General features: G+C 49.5%; 14 protein-coding genes. 8 read left to right on the top strand and 6 right to left on the bottom strand.

Annotated elements, in window-relative coordinates:
• The first annotated feature begins 210 nt into the window (after window positions 1-210).
• From Enr17x_RS26745 to Enr17x_RS26735, 3 genes are all read left to right on the top strand, one after another.
• Window positions 211-519 carry a hypothetical protein gene (locus Enr17x_RS26745; protein ID WP_145313106.1) on the top strand — a complete coding sequence of 103 codons (309 nt, stop codon included), beginning with the start codon at window positions 211-213 and terminating at the stop codon, window positions 517-519.
• Between the two features lie 365 nt (window positions 520-884).
• Window positions 885-2936, top strand: coding sequence for an LVIVD repeat-containing protein (locus Enr17x_RS26740; RefSeq protein ID WP_145313104.1), 2052 nt, complete (start codon window positions 885-887; stop codon window positions 2934-2936).
• Window positions 2937-3327: 391 nt separating this feature from the next.
• Entirely contained in the window at window positions 3328-4479 is a 1152-nt protein-coding gene (locus tag Enr17x_RS26735; protein WP_145313102.1) for a hypothetical protein, read from the top strand.
• Window positions 4480-4508: 29 nt separating this feature from the next.
• On the opposite strand, the gene Enr17x_RS26730 is transcribed toward Enr17x_RS26735, so the two are convergent.
• The 3 genes from Enr17x_RS26730 to Enr17x_RS26720 form a co-directional block, all read right to left on the bottom strand.
• A complete protein-coding gene (locus Enr17x_RS26730; RefSeq protein WP_145313100.1) occupies window positions 4509-5516 on the bottom strand; it encodes an SDR family NAD(P)-dependent oxidoreductase in 1008 nt (335 codons plus the stop codon).
• A 22-nt stretch (window positions 5517-5538) separates the two neighbouring features.
• Complete coding sequence (locus Enr17x_RS26725) at window positions 5539-6249, bottom strand: hypothetical protein (protein WP_145313098.1); 711 nt, start codon at window positions 6247-6249, stop codon at window positions 5539-5541.
• 92 nt (window positions 6250-6341) lie between these two features.
• A complete protein-coding gene (locus tag Enr17x_RS26720) occupies window positions 6342-7730 on the bottom strand; it encodes a hypothetical protein (RefSeq protein WP_145313096.1) in 1389 nt (462 codons plus the stop codon).
• 203 nt (window positions 7731-7933) lie between these two features.
• Here Enr17x_RS26720 and Enr17x_RS26715 point away from each other — a divergent pair, with 203 nt between their 5' ends.
• Window positions 7934-9388: an SGNH/GDSL hydrolase family protein gene (locus Enr17x_RS26715; RefSeq protein ID WP_145313094.1), complete on the top strand. Its 1455-nt coding sequence runs from the start codon at window positions 7934-7936 to the stop codon at window positions 9386-9388.
• A 789-nt stretch (window positions 9389-10177) separates the two neighbouring features.
• Here Enr17x_RS26715 and Enr17x_RS26710 read toward each other — a convergent pair.
• The 3 genes from Enr17x_RS26710 to Enr17x_RS26700 form a co-directional block, all read right to left on the bottom strand.
• The gene (locus tag Enr17x_RS26710; protein ID WP_145313092.1) at window positions 10178-11509 is read right to left on the bottom strand and encodes a hypothetical protein; all 1332 of its coding nucleotides are present in this window, start codon (window positions 11507-11509) and stop codon (window positions 10178-10180) included.
• A 174-nt stretch (window positions 11510-11683) separates the two neighbouring features.
• Window positions 11684-12703 carry an L-tyrosine/L-tryptophan isonitrile synthase family protein gene (locus Enr17x_RS26705; RefSeq protein ID WP_198000825.1) on the bottom strand — a complete coding sequence of 340 codons (1020 nt, stop codon included), beginning with the start codon at window positions 12701-12703 and terminating at the stop codon, window positions 11684-11686.
• A gap of 448 nt (window positions 12704-13151) precedes the next feature.
• Window positions 13152-13637: a hypothetical protein gene (locus tag Enr17x_RS26700; protein WP_145313088.1), complete on the bottom strand. Its 486-nt coding sequence runs from the start codon at window positions 13635-13637 to the stop codon at window positions 13152-13154.
• 439 nt (window positions 13638-14076) lie between these two features.
• Between Enr17x_RS26700 and Enr17x_RS26695 the strand changes: the two genes are divergently transcribed.
• The 4 genes from Enr17x_RS26695 to Enr17x_RS26685 all read left to right on the top strand — a co-directional run bounded on the left by Enr17x_RS26695 (window position 14077) and on the right by Enr17x_RS26685 (window position 17968).
• Window positions 14077-14622: a GNAT family N-acetyltransferase gene (locus tag Enr17x_RS26695; RefSeq protein WP_145313087.1), complete on the top strand. Its 546-nt coding sequence runs from the start codon at window positions 14077-14079 to the stop codon at window positions 14620-14622.
• 340 nt (window positions 14623-14962) lie between these two features.
• Window positions 14963-15136 (top strand): hypothetical protein, encoded by a 174-nt coding sequence (locus tag Enr17x_RS29790; RefSeq protein ID WP_198000726.1) that lies wholly within the window; start codon window positions 14963-14965, stop codon window positions 15134-15136.
• 171 nt (window positions 15137-15307) lie between these two features.
• On the top strand, window positions 15308-16639 hold the full coding sequence (gene ltrA, locus Enr17x_RS26690; RefSeq protein WP_198000725.1) for a group II intron reverse transcriptase/maturase: 1332 nt from the start codon (window positions 15308-15310) through the stop codon (window positions 16637-16639).
• A 264-nt stretch (window positions 16640-16903) separates the two neighbouring features.
• Window positions 16904-17968: a Gfo/Idh/MocA family protein gene (locus Enr17x_RS26685; RefSeq protein ID WP_145313085.1), complete on the top strand. Its 1065-nt coding sequence runs from the start codon at window positions 16904-16906 to the stop codon at window positions 17966-17968.
• Window positions 17969-18026 lie beyond the last annotated feature (58 nt).

Here is an 18026-nt window from a genome sequence, read left to right as displayed (position 1 = left end):
CTCCAACTAAGAGATACGAATTTTTGGTTACTGAAATCTGAAGTCCCTGGAGTGTAAAATTCTGTAATTTAAATTCGACAGCTTTTAGATTGATTATTACCACCTATACTGACATATTCAAATATATATCTTACTGCTCAAAAGAATATTGTGCAGAAAGGTAAAACAGATTAGATTTTTTAACTTACTCCAACCTCCAGGAATTGAGCGGTGAACGAAAAAAGATCAGACAGTCTTGGTACTGTGCGAAAGCAGCTTCAGTTTGTTGAAGATACTGGCTTGGTGACGCTTCAAGAAGTCGAGCATTTTCTCTTAGCGGATGTTGAGGTCTCTCAACTTCGGCCTCTCGTCGACAGACAATTGATTACTCGAATTGAAGCGGTAAATCTTCTTTTGGACAAGTTGCAAACGTGGCTTGAGCAACATGGCATCGACGACTCAAAAAGCCGGAAGTATCTGGAAGGCCCTGAAACGTTTCGGAGTTTTGAGACGTTTCTGTTTCCAGATGATTGCTCATGATTCGAGGCGCACTTTTTTCTACCCTTTGAATTCCATCCAGTAAGAAATCATCTAGAAATAAAGATCCGCTGCCAATAGTGAGCCGAACAGTATTGGGCTTGTCCACCACCAGATAACGGGTAACCCCGAATGCAATTCGGGGCGAGCATCGCGAGCAGGAAACTGATAGAGAAAACAATCGAACATCCCCATAAACTTCCCACCTCGATAACCCGACGGGGTGCCATCTGTTGGCTTGCCCAACAGTGCGCAAACAGTGATCAGCTGACACGACCACCAGACAATTTGACAAAGCCCTTACCGCCCCACATAATCAAATTCAGATACCGTTACTCAGTCACAAAACTCCCGCAAAGCACACTTCCATGAAATCACGCCTCCTGACATTCGCGTTCCTGTGTTGCTTTATAGCCCTGGCGATTCTCGCAGGTTCCAAATCCCTCCCCGCCGCACACTCCCCCGCTTCAAACACCACAGACACCTACGGCTCCGCCCTGACACCCCAAAAGGTCGACGGCATCGATGCCTGCCAGGCGGTCGCTGTTGAAGGCAACCGGCTCTATGCCACCGGGCGCGGTAAGTTTCATGTGCTCGATATCACTCAGCCTGAAAAACCGGTTCCGCTCGGCGAACTCTCCGGACTGGGCAACACCCGCCAGCTCTTTATCAAAGACAACATCGCCTATATCACGGCCCGCCAGGATGGACTCTGGCTCGTCGATATCTCCGATGCGAACAAACCCCAACTCCTCAGCCACTACGACACCGTCGAGATGGCCACCGGCATCTGCGTCTCCGGCTCTCTGGCGTTCGTCGCCACGCGGCAGTACGGCGTTGAAATCATCGACGTCTCCAACCCCCGCGCCCCGCAACATGTCAGCATGCTGAAAACGGGAGAAGCCCAGTCCTGCTGGTCCCGCGACGGCATCCTCTATATCGGCGACTGGGCGCCCCGGAAACTCGTCATCGCCGATGTCCGCAACCCGCGTCAGCCCACCATCATTGGTGAAACCCCCCTCGACGGTTATGGCGACGGCGGCTGCCTCCGCGGTAACTATTGCTTCGCCGCCACCGGACACCATTCGCGGGGGAGCCGCGATGACGGCAAAGGGCACGGACTCGAAATCTTTAATGTCGCCGATCCCGAAAAGCCGACGTTCGTCTCCCGCGTCAAGTTCCCGGCCTCCTATCACATCACGAACGACATGTGGACCGCCCGCGTCGCCGGCGATCACTGTGTCGTCGCCGACACCTGGAACGGACTCTTCGTCGTCAATATTCACGACATCAAGCAGCCGCGGATCGTCGCCCACGCCGTCCTCCCGCCCCGGTCCAAGAGTGACAACACACCCGACCCCGTTGGCGGCATCGCTCTCGGCAAGGGAGTGATCTACGCCGCCGGCATCTTCACCGGACTCTACGTCGTTCCCGCGCCCGGCCTCGCTACTCCGGTCATCCCCGAACAGGACCGGGCACCCGAACTGAAAGCCGCTCAAGGCAAAACCGGCGATCCCCGTTTCCTCACCTACCAGCCCGGCGGCCAGGTCCGCTCTGCGACCGTTGTGGGCGACATCGCCTGGGCGGCCTGCGGCAGCGCCGGAATTCATGCGGTGAAGCTCGGCAAAACCCTGGAGCCGGTCAGCGTGACCAAAGGTAAAGGCGAGGTCATGCATCTGGCCGTTTCCGGTTCGCGACTCTACGCCGCCGAGAACGACGCCGGACTCGCGATCTATGACATCGGCCCCGAATTCAAACTGACCGAGATCGGTCGGCTCAAATTGAAGAACCGCAATGTGAAACAGGTCGCCTGTCCTGCCCCCGGGCGGTTCGCCTTATATCACTGGGGCAGCTCCGCCGTGGAGATTGCCGACGTCCAGGATCCGGCCCACCCCCGTGTGGTCTTGAAGGACTCGCAGGTCGGCCTGTTCTACGGTGATCAGCTGGTCCCCGAACTGCTTGGCGGCCGTTACCTGGTCGCCTACTGGCACCGCAGCGGACCAGCCTGGTACGACGTCTCCGGCGAGAAACTCGTTTACCAGGGCAACACACCCGACGAGCGGCGTTTTAGTTTTACCGACGGCGTCTGTCTGCTGGGCGACAAACTGCTGCTCGTCAAACACGGCAAGCTGCAACTGCTAGACCCCGGCGACCAGCGCGAAGTCAGCCGGCTGCCCGCCATCACAGTTCCCGGCCATCGTCTCCGCGGCCGCCCCACCACCGACGGCAAACAACTGGCCCTCTCCCGCCGCCCGGACCAAAAGGTAGAACTCTTCGACATCACCGACCTCGAACATCCCAAGCCCGTCCGCGAGTATCATCTCAAAGGCCACCCCGGCGCCTGCCGCTTCTGGAACAACCAACTCCTGATCCCCGCCGGGTATCAGGGTTTGCTGCTCGAACGGAAAACAAAACCCTGAGTAAGATAAGATGAACCCAACCAACAGACAAACAACGGATCTTGTTTTGGGGGACTCACCAACCGGAAAGCCCCATTAGCCGCAGGGCGTTAGCCCCGGTTGAAACCATCCCAACAGACGGCACACGCACCTCACCACCAGTGATCAGCAAACCCCCACCAACCCTGAGCGGCAAGGCGCTAGCCGCCGGTAAAAACCAACACCAGAAACACCACCCATTTACCAGAACGGCTCTGCCACACGGATAGAAAAACTGTTAAACTGATGGATTAGCAGGCATAACTTTAACACCGGACTATATCGTTATAGGACGAACTATTTAAAAATAATTGTGTCTTAAACAGAAGGTGTTCTTTTCTGAATATGTCTGTAGTAGAGTTGGATAGTGATTATGGATATGCCACCCTTCCCATGGTTAAAAGATAAGCCTGATACATTTCAATTTCATCTTGAAAATGACACAGGTGATATAGAAACCTATACTCGAAAAAATCGGCTGGATCTCGGTGAGTCACTTTTAAATATGCGTCGCATCTATCTTGATACAAAGTATTGGTTATTTGTTCGAGATGTTTACCTTAATCGCTCTCAAAATCCGCTAAACCTTGAGATCGTAAATCAGTTACGGCGTCTCAGAAAATCTGGATCTACAATATGTCCAATTAGTTTTTCAATATTTTCTGAGCTTATGTATCAATCTGATCCAGTGACGCGAAACGCAACCGCAGAGATGATAGATGAATTTAGCGAGGGTACTACTATTCGTCCACTCTCAGAAGTGTTCAAAGCTGAGTTGATGCATCTAATGACTAGATGTTACAACCAAGACTCAGAGTTATATGAAATCGGGCAGTTGGTGTGGACGAAAGTTGTTTATGTCGCAGGTGGTATGCATTTATCACTTAAGAACTCGCCAATTCCACCTAAGCTAGCACTGGCATTTCAGAAATCAATGTTTGATTTTTTATGGTCAATTAAATTATCGGAGATGATTGAGATATTTCCCCTTTCCGATGGCAAAGAGCAGAAAGAGAATATCAAGCTTTCGGAAATACTAACGAAAGGAAAGTTTGAGCATCAAGCATCTGAGGACACTTTTGAAAAACTGTTTATTGACGAGGTGGCAGGAACGCTGGATCATTTAAGTGAAACTATAGGTGATTATACTGTTGAATTTGCGCGTAGGAATGGAGCTGGAGAAAGGGTTTCAAAAGAAGTATCAACGGAAGGAGGGGAGCTGCTCAAAAACCTCATCTTTCAAGGATTCAAAGAGAAAAAAATTAAAAATGAATTTCCGACAATTGAGATTTCATGTTCGCTCCATGCTGCGGTTCGTCTTGATGCGAAAAGGAAATTCAAAAAGGGAGATGTCGTAGACTTTCATCATGCAACACTTGCTTTACCCTATTTCGACATATTTCTGACCGAGGCTAGTCTTCAGCACCTTTTACAAACGAAAGAAATTGACGCGGAAAAGAAATATGGATGCAAAGTCTTATCATCGGAACAAGAGGTGTTGGATCACTTACGAGGCCTTGATTGATCATGCTTTTACCATGGGAATCCAAAATATTAAGGTCTGTCACTTTTGCGTTGCTTGCTCGCGACTTGGAATCGGATCACCTGATCGATTGATAGCATTTGAGTCTGAACATGACCACCAGCTGCATTAATTTTACAGACAACTTCCTCCTCGGATGTTGGATGCTGTAGGGTGTCTACAATAACAGTAGCCACGTCCATAGGATTCAGTATCGGGTTGTCTCCCGCCATTTGTCGAGCACGCCGCTCCTTGTAGCGGTTGAAAATGTTAAATAACACCTCATTATTCTCGGAGAATCCTGTTACCATCTTGGCAAATTCTTGATCATCGCATCCAACAAAGACGTTAGAGTATTTCTCTGCATGCTTTTCCCTGACATATTCAAAAAATTCAGATGAACCATGTTCTTTCAAAACCCAGTGATTTCGGTGAAGCATGTGAGTGTCGATTGGGCCAGGAGCAAAGTGTATCATTCGATTGATTTCGTGACCGTGCAGCAACGACAAGCAGAGGTCTAGTCCGAATGCCTTCGATGCGACATAAATTGCGCGACTTCCTGACGCTGAAAGCCCGTGAAGTGATCCAATATCGACTAATGTTAACTCTTCCTCACTCCTAAAACCGAACTTATTATTCATTTCCATCACAGCGTGAAGAATTTCAATTTTCCCACATACATTTACACCAGTAATAGCCTGTCTCACATCAAGCGAGGTAGAAGTAAGATCTCCAAAGTCGTACATCCCAGCAGCCAGGACCACCATTCCAATTCCATGAAACTGAAACTGGCTTCGAGCATTGTCGATTACTTGTTGTACGTCGTTTGCTACTCCTTTGTATCCCGCATGATGTGTCAGTGGATTCAAGTTGATATTGAAAGCAAGTGTGCGTTCGAGATTGGTGATGAGCGAACTATTATTGAGATCAATCGCAATGATTGGTGTTCCTGTGTAGGCACGTCGTAGGGTTTTGCAAATCATCTCACCCAGCGAATTGTTCCCGGTTCCAGTAATGAGAATCGCGCTGTCATTACACATCTAGAGCCCATCCAGAAAAATTTTACAGCACTTTGAAAATCAAATGTAAAATCACTCCAATTCCAGAGGTCGCACTTACTATTCCAAGTAGAAGTAATGACCAATGCTTAATACAATTTCGCCTACTATTTAATTCATTTTTTTGTGGAACTCCAATAATCATTTCATAACCTATAAAAAGAAGGAATACACCGAGTATCCCATGTATAACAAATTTAAACGGTGCTAAATTCGCTGCTGAAGCAATGGATGGTGCTTTGTAGGCGGCCCATGCGGAGTACATTAATCCAAGACCAAAAGCGCATCCGGTAGAGAAGTATAGATGGCGAAATACCTTCGAGTACTTCCACTCCCCAGGACGAGGATTCTCAACATGAGAGACTATTCGAATCGAATCGATTTGTACTTGTTTGGCAAGTAGTTCTTGTAATGGTCCAATGGCATTCTCCGATGCATGGATCAAAGATTGAACTCGACGCTCCATTCGATAAAAGTATATTGAAATGCAGATAGCTAGTACCCCGACTGCCGCCGATAATGAGAATATTTGTTCCTTGGCTGCTGTGACGAATGCTGCCATTAGAAATGCTGTGGCAACTAGAAAGAAGTTTACCGCCTGTAACCTTTGGGTTGCATGAAGGGAAAACCAAGCCCATGCATGTTCCAGGGCTGCGTTATGAGCATCTTGTTGTTCTGGCGTGAGAGTGTTTTCCTCTTCGGGTATATCTGACATTGTTGATACCATATTCGTTAGGTTAGAGATGATTTTGAAAAACTAGTCGATGGTTTCTGCGAAAAAGGTTTCAGGAACCGTAAATCTGTTTCCTAACTATTTCCATTCGATATTTCTTTTGGAACCTTTTTCGGGTTGAGCTCGATTTCGTTCCCCGCAACATTCAACTTCAATTTTGAGGATGTACCGATAATCGCTGAAGCTAATTCATCAGCAGGGTGAATCACATTCTCTTCTTTATTTGAATTAGATTTGAATAGATTACGTGTGATGCTGTTTAAAAGAACTTCTGGAACATCGGATTGAGTTTCTTTTCTCCACTCTAAACAACTTTCGATGACCCAGTTTGCTCGATTTACATCGAGATTAAACTGCTGCAATTCAAATTCTAAATCGGAATGCTGCCTCGCCCACTTGTCCTGCCATTTGATGGCGTAGAGGATTGTTGAAATCAACGCGAAAGAGAGAATCGATGTTTTCGCGATTTGCCAATACCAGGTGTATTCAACCGAACCATCAATAATAAACTTCTTGTCTTTAATATTGAGGACTTCATTCTCGGAAGAGCTGGGGCTACTATTTTTCTGAGCTTCTGCGAGTAATGGGCGACTCAAAAGAATGTGATATTCATACAGGGATAAAATCAATAATCCTAGAATCACAATGCCCAACAATAAGATGCCTCTAAAAACAGGGGTACGTTTTTGCTCAGTTGATGGAGAAACGCCGAATTTGTCAAATCGATCTTTAACATCTTCAAGCATCTTGTCGCGTATCTCTCGACGGACAACTGTATTATTCCGTGCGTCAATTTCTGCAAGGGTGGCATCTAAGTCAGCTTGTCTCTCAGTCAGTTCTGATTGTCTGTTAATATACTCTTGTTTTAGTTCCTCAGCTTTTTTTTCGATTGATTCTTCTAGCGTTTTTTCTTTCTCTAAGTAATGCGTTTCTGTTTCTCGTCGAAACGAGTCTGCATCTTCTATGAGTTTGACATTCAGTTGCTCAAGTCGGTTGAGCATTTCATCATGAATTGAAAATGCCTGATTGAATTGTTCCGGGACATTCCATTGAGCGATTTTCCGTGGATCAAACGGATTGAGTTTCTTTGCTAGATAAAAACCGATTTCTAACCTTTCGCTTGGGGATAAATTAGATTCATTTGAATTATTAGGACTCCAGTTGATGATCACTTCATCATAGAGTGGTGATTTTGGGTCTGCAGTTCCACCTCTGTAATACTGTATGTGTATGCCTCTATGATTGGATTGACAGAGATTAATAACTGTTGAATCGGCTTCTAATAGAAGATTAAATTCTTGTGATTCTGGATTATCTATTTCAGAAATAACATCATTGATAGAAACACCAGTCACGGTAGCAATCGAAAATGTTGGAAAACCAAACTGACTACAAAGTCCCTGAAATGTTTCGATGACTTTGAGATCAGGTGTTCTTGGAATGGTGATCAATTCTTTTGACATGGCTTGTTGCCTTGGACTATTATTTCTTAATTGAATGTGTGAATTGTTTATATATGCTTGTGTGTATAGTGTGTTGTTGTCAACAACTAAAGTGTGCATTGGTTTAATCTCGAATAGAAAATAGCTAGGAATCTCAAAGTATAGACGCGCTACTCCGTGTGTCTCTGTCTGCCCCCTGACAATCGACTCCTCCTGAGGAACTTATGATGCAGCTGTTACGGTCCACGTTAATTCTGTCTCTGGCCCTGGTCGCCTGCAGTTCAAACCTCTTCGCTCAGCAACCCCCGAAATTCGCCCCGGTGAAACCCGCCGGCGATCCGGCGACCTTTGGGGCGAAGATTCAGCGGACGATGACGTTGCTGGCGACCAGTACGCCGGAAAAGCGGAATCGGGTGCGGATTCTGTTTTATGGGCAGTCTGTGACCCGCAATCCGTGGTGGCAGGATGTGGCGGCTGATCTGCGTCAGCGGTTTCCGCACGCCGACCTGGAAATTGAAAATCGGGCCATCGGCGGCTATGGCGGGCCGGTCCTGATCAACACCGCCGAATTTGACCTCTATCCCTTCTACCCGGATCTGGTGATCTTTCACGTCTGGGCGGGGGTGGAAACCGGTCACCAGGAAAAAATCATCCGCCGCATCCGTGAGCGTACGACCGCCGAGGTGTTGCTCTGGACCAGTAACCTGCGCTGGCCGAGTACCGTCCCGTCGGACGGCGACCCGCAACATCCCGACGTGCTGGCCAAAGATGCGCAGGATCAGGCGATTTCCGATCTCTACCATCGCCTGGGCCGGGAACTCGATTGTGAAGTGGCCGACGTCCGCACCGGCATGCAGGGTTATCTGAAAAAGAATAACCTGGTGGTGAAAGACACGCTCCGCGACACGGTGCACCCGAATGAATTAGGGAACTTCCTCATCGCCGAACTGGTCAAACCGCATCTGCGCTATGATCCCGGTTTTCCCAATGACAAATGGAAAGACCTCGTCACCGAGATTCCCGTGAATGATCCCCGTGTCGAGCATAAAGACGACGGCTCCCTGACGCTGAAGTTTCAAGGCAACCGCATCGACGTGATCGCGGCTCCCGGAGACGCAGCCAAAGCGAAAGCCGCCGTACTGCTGGACGGGAAATCCCCTTCCCAATTCCCGGAGCTCTACTATCACACGCGTCCCAGCCCCACGCCCGTCGCGGGCCGCCCGGCCTTCAATCGCATCGATCATCGGGCCCCGCTGCAGGTGGAAACCTGGACCGCGCGGATTCTCGAATGCGATCTGGAAAAGGATGTGCTGCGGTATGAAGTCAGCGGTTCCAAAACGGGGCCCGACGGCACCGGCGATCACAAAACGCGTTTTGTTTCTAATTCCGGTCGCGTGGTGATCGAACCCCGGATGTGGATGGTGAACTGGTCTTTGCGTTATCGCAAACAGAGTCTGCCCAAAGATTATAAAGTCACCTGGGAAACCAGGCCGCTCTTCGTGGATGTCTGGGAATCGCCGGCGGTCACGGATGCTTCCAAAGAATATCCCACGGTGCTCGCGCAGGGTATGAAAAATAGCGACCACAGTTTGACACTCTCGCCGCAGGCAACAGGAAAACTGCCGGTGAAAGCCTTCCGGATCTACCGACCACCGTTGAAAGTCTCTACCTCGGAATAAAAGGGGGGACGTATGAAAGGGTATCTGCGACGTTTGGGGGCCGCATTGTCTGGCGAGGTCCTGGGCAATTCGCAGAATGAGTGTGATGTCGTCCCGAAAGCTGGGGAATGGGCTTGGTGCTATGTGGAAGCAGTTTCAGTTTATCGAGGATTCTGGTTCAGTAACGTTGCAGGACGTCAAATATTTTCTCTTACAGGAAATTGAAGCCGCTCACCTTCGGCCTCTAGTCGACAGACAAGTGATTACTTGAATTGAAGCGGTACATCTTCTTATGGCCAAGTTGCAAGCTTGGCTTGCGCACCATGGCATCGATGACTCGGGCAGTCGGAAGTATCTGGAACATCCTGAAACGTTTCGGAGTTTTGAGATGTTTCTGTTTAGAGATGAGTATTAATGCCTTGGGGGAGAAAAATTCCTCAGCACTGAAATTGTTACTTATTCAGGAAGACGTATACCAGGTGCCGGGAATGGCACCTGGTATGATTGTGCCATTTTAATGAGGAGCTGCGATGGGGCGTCCTGGTGGAATGGCATTACAAAGTCAGTGTATAGCACGTTTTGCACTTGCTGAATGTTGCGGGTAAAGCCATGTCATACCCGCACATTGTTCACGCGTACGGCTTCGATGCCAGGCACAGGATCAAGCACGGCGGGTGAGGGGTGACTTTCCAGAGACTGCTTCGACGGGTTGAATTACCGCTCGACTAATTGGGAAGCCCCCCCTCATCTCTGCCTGCAGTGTGCATCAGTTTGATTTAAGGTTGGGGAATGTTCGTGATGATCGGGAAGCTAAACCAGGTCCTCAGTCAAGCCGATGTTGACTCCCTTCGCGATGAGCGTTTCCTCAACCGGGTCCTCAGTCAGGCCGATATCCACTCCTTTTGCGATGAGTGTCTCCGCAGCCGGGTCCTCAGTCAGGCCGATATCCACTCCCTTCGCGATGAGCGTTTCCTCAGCCGGGTCTTCATTCAGGCCGATATCCACTCCCTTTGCGATGAGTGTCTCCGCAGCTGGATCTTCATTCAGGCCGATGTTGACTCCCTTCGCGATAAGTGTTTTCTCGGCCTGAGATTCGCAACTTTGGGTGAAGTGTAATGAAAGGCTTGAGATCAAAAGGAGCATCATTCCCAGTGTCGTACTAAGGCTCAGTCTTTTCTTTGATGTCTGGTCCTTTTGGGGCGTGTTTTCACAACAGAATCGACTGTGCATAATCGTCAACTGGTAGTCTTTCACCGCTGCTGACTTATCTGGTTCTGGAACAGATTTGGCCATTGTCTCGAACTGTGATTGCATCATCGGAAGCACTCTTTCAACGAACGTATTCCAGGCCTCCTGATCCAGGTAGCCAAGGGCAGGCAGGAAGGCGATGTCGTGAGAATCAGGAGCATTCAGAAGCTCTCCCCCAATTGTACTTGGATGGGAGCTTTGGGTAGGGACAGCGGCGAGCAGAACACCACAATTCATAGGCAAGATGGCCCCCTGTTTCGCTCGCGATTCTGAGCGGCGTGCAAGCCGAACGAAATCAGAGAAGAAAGGGTTTTCTTTCAGTGACTCCCATGACTCTTTTAATTGATCCAGGCCAGCCTGGTCCAGTTTTACTGTGAGCGTTTTAGAGTCATCTGGTGAAGAACCTCGTGCAATGCTCCAGGCTCGTCTGGCTTTGGCATTGTATTCGGCTTCAGAAAGTGGAGCTGGATTAAAAAACTCAGATTGAACTTTCCTGTAGCTACTTTCATCAGAAGCTAAAATCCCGGCCTGCGTAGCAGCAAGAAGGAGTGACTTGATGACTTTAGGATTTTTGTCCACAAGTTCGATAAATTCAGGGTGCTGCATTGCTCGGTATTCCAATTGCTCCACTGTGACCCATTCTTCTGTATTCTTGAAAAGGTCAAGAATGATCGAATTCAGAAATCGACCACCCTTTGCGATTTCTTCTTGTTTCAGAATTTGATTAATACGGCGAGAGCTAAGTCCCAGAGAAATTGCAATTCTCTCTGTGTCCCATCCTTCTTTCAATCCCTGTTGGATTCGCTCTCGCATCAGGTGGTCAGTAAACGCTTTTTGATCATAATCTGAAAAGTTGAGAAACGTTGCGAGGTATTTGATATTGGTCTGATTCATTTGCTGATTCCTGTTAAAAATGTTGGAGGTATTTCAGTTTCAGTAATTTTATTGGTTTCGATTTCAGTTTCCCAGGAAATATATTTCCGTTTAAATTGTTCAGTGGTAGACTGAAAAGCCCAACCAACAATAGGCTGAGCTTTTCAGTTAGGTTCTTGAGATCATCGCAGCGAACTAGGTGACCAGGCCACAACTACTTACGACAGAATCGACAAGATGGGGTTCGCTGTGGTGCTCTGTCCACCGGTAGAACAGAGGGCGGCCATCATAGTACACTTTGGCAAAGCCCCTGATTCGCAGAGCGATGTCAAAGTCGATCCCGAAATGGAGTTTTCCCTTATATTCGCCGACGACGCCTGTGCCGTGCATTGGAAGTAACCCTGCATTTCGGACCAATCGACCAGACTCGAATAATAGAGGGCGAAACTCCAGTGGCTTCGCATGAACTGACAAGCGCAAGGAATCTTCAGCTCCCGTCGTATCCTTTACAACGCGCGAGATTAAACCGGTCGCTCGGATCGCATAGTTTACTGCGGTATAGTTTGCAGTAACTTGTTCTGATCGCTGATAATGGTTCGCTGCTAACAGGCGATGCTCTGCACTGATTCCCTTTACGGAACCTTTTAATGCGGCGAACATTCGAATGTAGTCAGATCGTTTCAGTTCGTACACGCGTGTGTTTAAAGAGTAAACCAAAGACTCGGTCTGCTCGCGCTGTTGATTAGTGAATGCTGCATCATTATGGGTCTTTTGAATGATCTTGCGTCTCTGGTCAGCAATTGTCTTCGACCAATTATCTGGAAGAGACTTTAATGGGTCAGGGAGCTTAATGAAGTCTGCAATATTCAGCATTTTTAAATCTTGTTGTGCTGTATTGAGATGCTGAGCAGCTTCCGTGGCGTTCATTCCCAGGTCTGCCGTGTGTAACATGGCGTCGCCAACAACCACGATTTTTGCACCCGGTCGATAGAATGTCGAAATCGCTTCGGCAATCGCAGCAAGATGATTCCAGGCTTCCCACTCAGCAGTATCGGGGAGATATCCATTTCCCGTTTTTAACTCAACTGCGACTTTACCTCCTCCCATCGGTAATGCCATAATCAACGGAACTTGTTTTTTCGTCAAGCTTTTGATTTTTTCATAAATCTGGGATTCGGCTTCCGGATTTCCGATACCAGTCAATTTGACAGACATGCATGCCTTCTTCAGGATATTGAAGACCGCCTCAGCCTGGTCTTGTGAAGTTTTGATTACTCGTTCGTACTTGTTAACCAGGCTCTGTTTTTCTTGGTACATTGCCGATAGCAGTGTATCGAACTCTCTATTGTTTGCGTGAGCAATGTTGCATGGGAGCTCAACTTTCGTAAATGCTTCCTCAATCTCTGACGCGCCTCCCAAGCTTCCAGCCTTCGTAACATTGCTGTGTTTGATACTTGCTTTGTTCATCTAAATAGCTCCTTCTTTAATGGATTCAGAAAATCATTTATCCCCTTTTATTTCTCAAAATCCTTTTATGCAAAGAAGCATATTTCCCGATTGAAAAAATGAACCAGGCAGCTAAATCTACCTGGTTGAAGTGAGTTTATTGCTTTCAGAAGGCTGGGAAGATGCGTCTGTTTACCTGGAGCTGATAGATCGGGCATCAAACCCATGGTTCATTCCAGACAGGTGAATCAACATCCGGCAGGAAGAAGGCGGGGATGCCGTCGCAGGTGGCGAAGGCGGTCTGGGGGCCGCATTGTCTAGCGAGGTTCTGGGCAATCCGGACGATGAGTGAGATGTCGCCGTGAAAGCTGAGGGACGGGCTTTGGTTTTGGGGATGGAGTCGTTCAATGCTGACGGATTCCTTCGGGCTGGTGTGGGTGCCGGCGAAGGCCTGGTTCATGAGCGGGTCGGGAGACTCGTATTCCCAGTCAACCGTTTCGATCGAATCGACCTGGGCGTTGAAGTCATCTTTCGTGCCCTGAATACGAATGGTGAAGCCGTTTAAGGATTCCAAGACTTCCGTCAGTTCGGCCTTGGTAACCGAACGCCCGTCAAGCGTTTCCCGCGAAATCGGCACGTCGCACTGCTGACCCCATTCGAGGAACTCTTGTGTGACGGGGGCGAGGATGTAGCTGGAACTCATGCGGTATTTCCATTACTGGCTGGTTGGATGACCAGATTCTTATTGAGTGGAATGAGTATTGTATGCGGTCGTTACGGCGTGTTTCAAGTTTTGTTCTTTTGTGTGACAGTATGCTGAATTAAAAACCGGTGGCTAGTGCCGACCCGCTCATGGTTTGTGAACGGGTTACTTCGAACAGAATCCGGGCCGTGGCACACGGTTTTTTATCTACCATGAAAAGCACGAAAGGGCACGAACGGTTTATTGTGGTTCCGTTCGGAGATTTAGACAGCGTTGTGACTCGCCTCTACGAGGAGGTGAGATGTCACATCAAGGTCGGAATGAATGAAGGTTTTTTTATTCCTACCGCTATTAGATGGCACTTTCGCTTTCACGGGGGCTTGGTTAAAGTCGGTTCTTGTGAAACGAATATCGCCAGATCTTATTTCAGGTTTGCAGAATGCGGGAATTGAAACTGATTCAGATTAACGAATATGAATTGAGTGATCGCCAACGGTCTCAAATTCTGTTACTTCTCAAAGATTGCTTTCCGGGCTATTTCGAAGAGAGGATTTTCTTTAAGCAGATGTCACAAGAAAGGCTCTTAGCTTATTCTGACGGAGAACTCATCGGACAGTTGGGGCTGGAGCATCGCGCAATCAGGGTTGGCGACCAATGGGCCTCGATCTTTGGTATCATCGATCTGTGTGTCAAAGAAGAAGCGCGACGACAGGGAGTGGCGACGGAATTGCTGAGAGCAGTCGAGGAAAAAGCAGCCGCTAACGACATCCACTTTTGTCTGCTGTTCGCCGATGAGCACGAATTGTATCAGAACGTTGGCTACACATTGTTTCAGAATGATTGTGTCTGGTTCGGAATTGACGAGGGGCACAGCATTGGGTTAATCAAACGGAGATTAGCGGATTGTATGCTGGTAAAGAGGATTTCCGGGGACATCCCCTGGGAGGAAACACATACCATCGATCTATTGGGGTATCTGTTCTAAATAGGATGATTGCGTTGGAGTCGTGAATTGTTTTGCACGGCCGCACGAGCCGTGGCACACGGTTTTTTCTACCACGAAAAGCACGAAAGGACACGAACACTTTTTTGTGGTTCCGTTCGGAGATTTAGAGCAGGTTGAATCTCGCGAGGTGGGCGAGCACGTAGACTCGCCCCTAGTGCGCCTGCAAGCGCATTGAATCAGCGAAGTGAAAGTCCTTGCCGAAGTTTGACCTGAACTTCGTAACAGAAGGTAACTGCGTTCTCGTGAGAGGAGGTGGAGAGCAACCGGATGTGAACGACTAGTCCGTAGGATAACGAACTCGATTCGGCTTTTCGTTGTGGTGAGCCAGCTAGGGAATGGCGAAGCCCAAGTGACGTCGTGCGAAACTCTGCCGAGTGGGTGCGGGACCGCTGCCAGCGGTTCCGCGACGGTCAGCCCCGTGGTTCAAAACCAGGTCGGTCCCGGGGGCAACGAGGGGTGGTTGGAGACGGAATGGTCTGAAGGTTTGATGTGATGAAGCAGGGAGACCTGCCCGATCTTAAGGATGGCGTTCATGTGCCGGATTCCGGATTCTCTGGAGCCGACCGGTACGAAGAGCCAGTTGGGTAGGAGTCAGAGCATCCATATTAGCGAAGAAGCGGGGTAACGCCCGTGGAGCAAAGGGATGCAGGAAGGTAGATGTGGAATGAACCGAAACAGGGAACAAAAACCGACGCGAGTGCCGTTTGCGGCTAAACAAGTCGGAGAAGCTTCGTCCCGCTGGGACTGGGTAGAACCATGTGTCTGGACAGACCGCATGTTGACGGCCCTCGAAACGGGGGTGAAAGGAGGCCAATGGTTCAGTCTGATCGATAAAGTCGATCGTGATCGAAATTTGTATCAGGCGTTTCGTAGAGTAGCCGCCAACGGCGGTGCAGCTGGTGTGGATCACGTCAGCTGCGAACGCTTCGCCGAGCGATTGATCCCGAACCTGAGAAAGCTGTCGCAACAACTGCGGGAAGGAAACTACCAACCGCAGGCAATCCGGCGACAGTGGATTCCCAAGCCGGGGAGCAGGGAACTGCGTCCTCTGGGGATTCCCACAGCTCGGGATCGGGTGGTGCAGACCGCATTACGCCAAGTGCTGGAACCAATCTTCGAACGGGATTTCGCCGAGCAAAGCTATGGTTTCCGTCCCGGGCGCGGCTGTAAGGATGCGCTACAGCGTGTCGATACGCTGCTCGAAAGCGGTTACACATATGTGGTGGATGCAGATTTGAAGAGCTATTTCGACACAATTCCCCACGATAAGTTGATGAATCGGGTCCGGGAGAAAATCAGCGACGGCCAGGTGCTGACGCTGATCGAGATGTTTCTGCGTCAACAGATTCTAGATGACCTTGCCGAATGGACTCCCGATCGTGGGAGCCCCCAGGGAGCGGTGATCAGCCCGTTGCTCAGCAACATCTATCTCGATCCCCTCGACCATTTGATGGCGGGAGCCGGAATTGAGATGGTCCGTTACGCAGACGACTTCGTGATTTTGTGTCGAACTCGGGAAGACGCCGAGCGAGCTTTGGAGATGGTGCGGCAGTGGACGGCGGAAGCCGGCCTGACGCTGCATCCGGACAAGACTCACATCGTCGACATGGCCGAGGGGAGCTTCGATTTTCTGGGTTACACTTTCCAGGGGCGTTATCGCTTCCCTCGAAAGAAAAGTCTCCAGAAATTCAAAGACTCCATTCGGCAGAAGACGAGGCGGACGAACGGGCATAGCCTTCAATGCATCATTGCACAGCTCAACCCGACGCTACGTGGCTGGTTCAATTATTTTCAACACTGCCAGCCTTCCACGTATACCATCCTGGATCAGTGGGTTCGCATGCGTCTGCGAAGTATACTTCGGAAACGTCGTAAAGGCAAAGGTCGCGGACGAGGACACGATCATTTACGCTGGCCCAATGCTTATTTTGCCGAACAGGGACTGTTCTCCTTGAAACAATCCCATGTTCTGGCCAGTCAATCCTCGCAGAGGTAAAACTACCAACCGGAGAGCCGGATGCGGGAGAACCGCACGTCCGGTTCGGAGGGAGGGGGGACCGGAAGCAACCGGTCCTTCCTACCCCTATCGTTGAAGTAGCCGGATCACAACAAGCCAGTGTCGTCCTTCAAGTGGAGTGTTACTACCCAAAAGGGAAATCGCAGCCTTTACCTTTACAACCACTTCAAAAATGAAGACACTGAATCCATATACGCTTTGTATGTCAGCCTGAATCTGAGAGCAAACTATGTGGAGACAGTGATGAAGGAACTGAAAGTCGGGATCATCGGTGCCGGAGGAATTGCAGCTAAGATGCATCTGCCGGAACTGCAGACTGTCGATGACTGTGAAGTAGTGCTGTTGTCCGGGCGGAAACAGTCACGACTGGACGTGCTCTGCCGCAAATTTAATGTGCCCCGTTCGACGCAGAATTACCAGGATGTGATTGACGATGAAAGCATCAATGCGGTCGCCATTGCGCTGCCTCATCCGCTGCATGTGGAGTGGGGCATCAAAGCCATCCAGTCGGGCAAGCATGTTTACATGCAGAAACCGTTGAGTACTTCGATGGACGAAGCCGATGCGTTTGTGGAAGAGACCGACAATCACAACCAGACGGTGCTGGCGCTGCCTTATATGTCGAACCCGCATGTGCTCGCTTGCCGTGATTATATTCAAAACGAAAAACTGGGGACGATTTCCGCGGCTGATGCCCGTGCCAGTCATGGAGGACCGGAAGTCTACTACGCGGGCATCCAGGAAATTCTGGAAGAGAAGCCGACCGATGATCTCTGGTTTTTCGACGCTAACAAAGCAGATGTGGGGGCGCTGTTTGACATGGGCGTCTATGCGATTGCCAATCTGGTTGGCGTGGTGGGGGCTGTCAAATCGGTGACTGCGAAACTGACCACGGTCGCGAAACCGACGCGGCTCGAAGATACAGCATCGATGATACTCGAATTCGAAAACGGGGCTCTGGGTACGGCACGAACCGGCTGGTGTGATGCCGCCCGGACATATGAATTTTCCGTGCACGGGACAGCCGGAAAACTGGTCAGCAGTCGGCAGGCGGAATCATTGCGGTATTATTACCCCAGTTCCCAAGTAGATGAAGATGCGCCGCTGATCGAAGAAACCGTCAATCTATCTTCCTACCCCATGCAGAACTCACATCAACACTGGGCGGCCTGTATTCGGCAGGGTATTCAACCTCCACTGTCGAATGCATCAACGGCGCGGCATGTTACCGAGATTCTGCTGGCGGCCTTGAAATCGTCGCGTGAGAACCGCACAGTGGACATTCAATCCCGGCTGACCATTTACTGATCCGCTTTCCAGTTTACTGCCAGCAGCGGTGAATTTATTGATTTTGGCAGACTCAGCC

It is taken from the genome of Gimesia fumaroli, from assembly GCF_007754425.1.
GTDB classification, from domain to species: Bacteria; Planctomycetota; Planctomycetia; order Planctomycetales; family Planctomycetaceae; genus Gimesia; species Gimesia fumaroli.
Note: the sequence above shows the minus strand (reverse complement) of the source record. Positions and strands in the feature narration are given on the sequence as shown.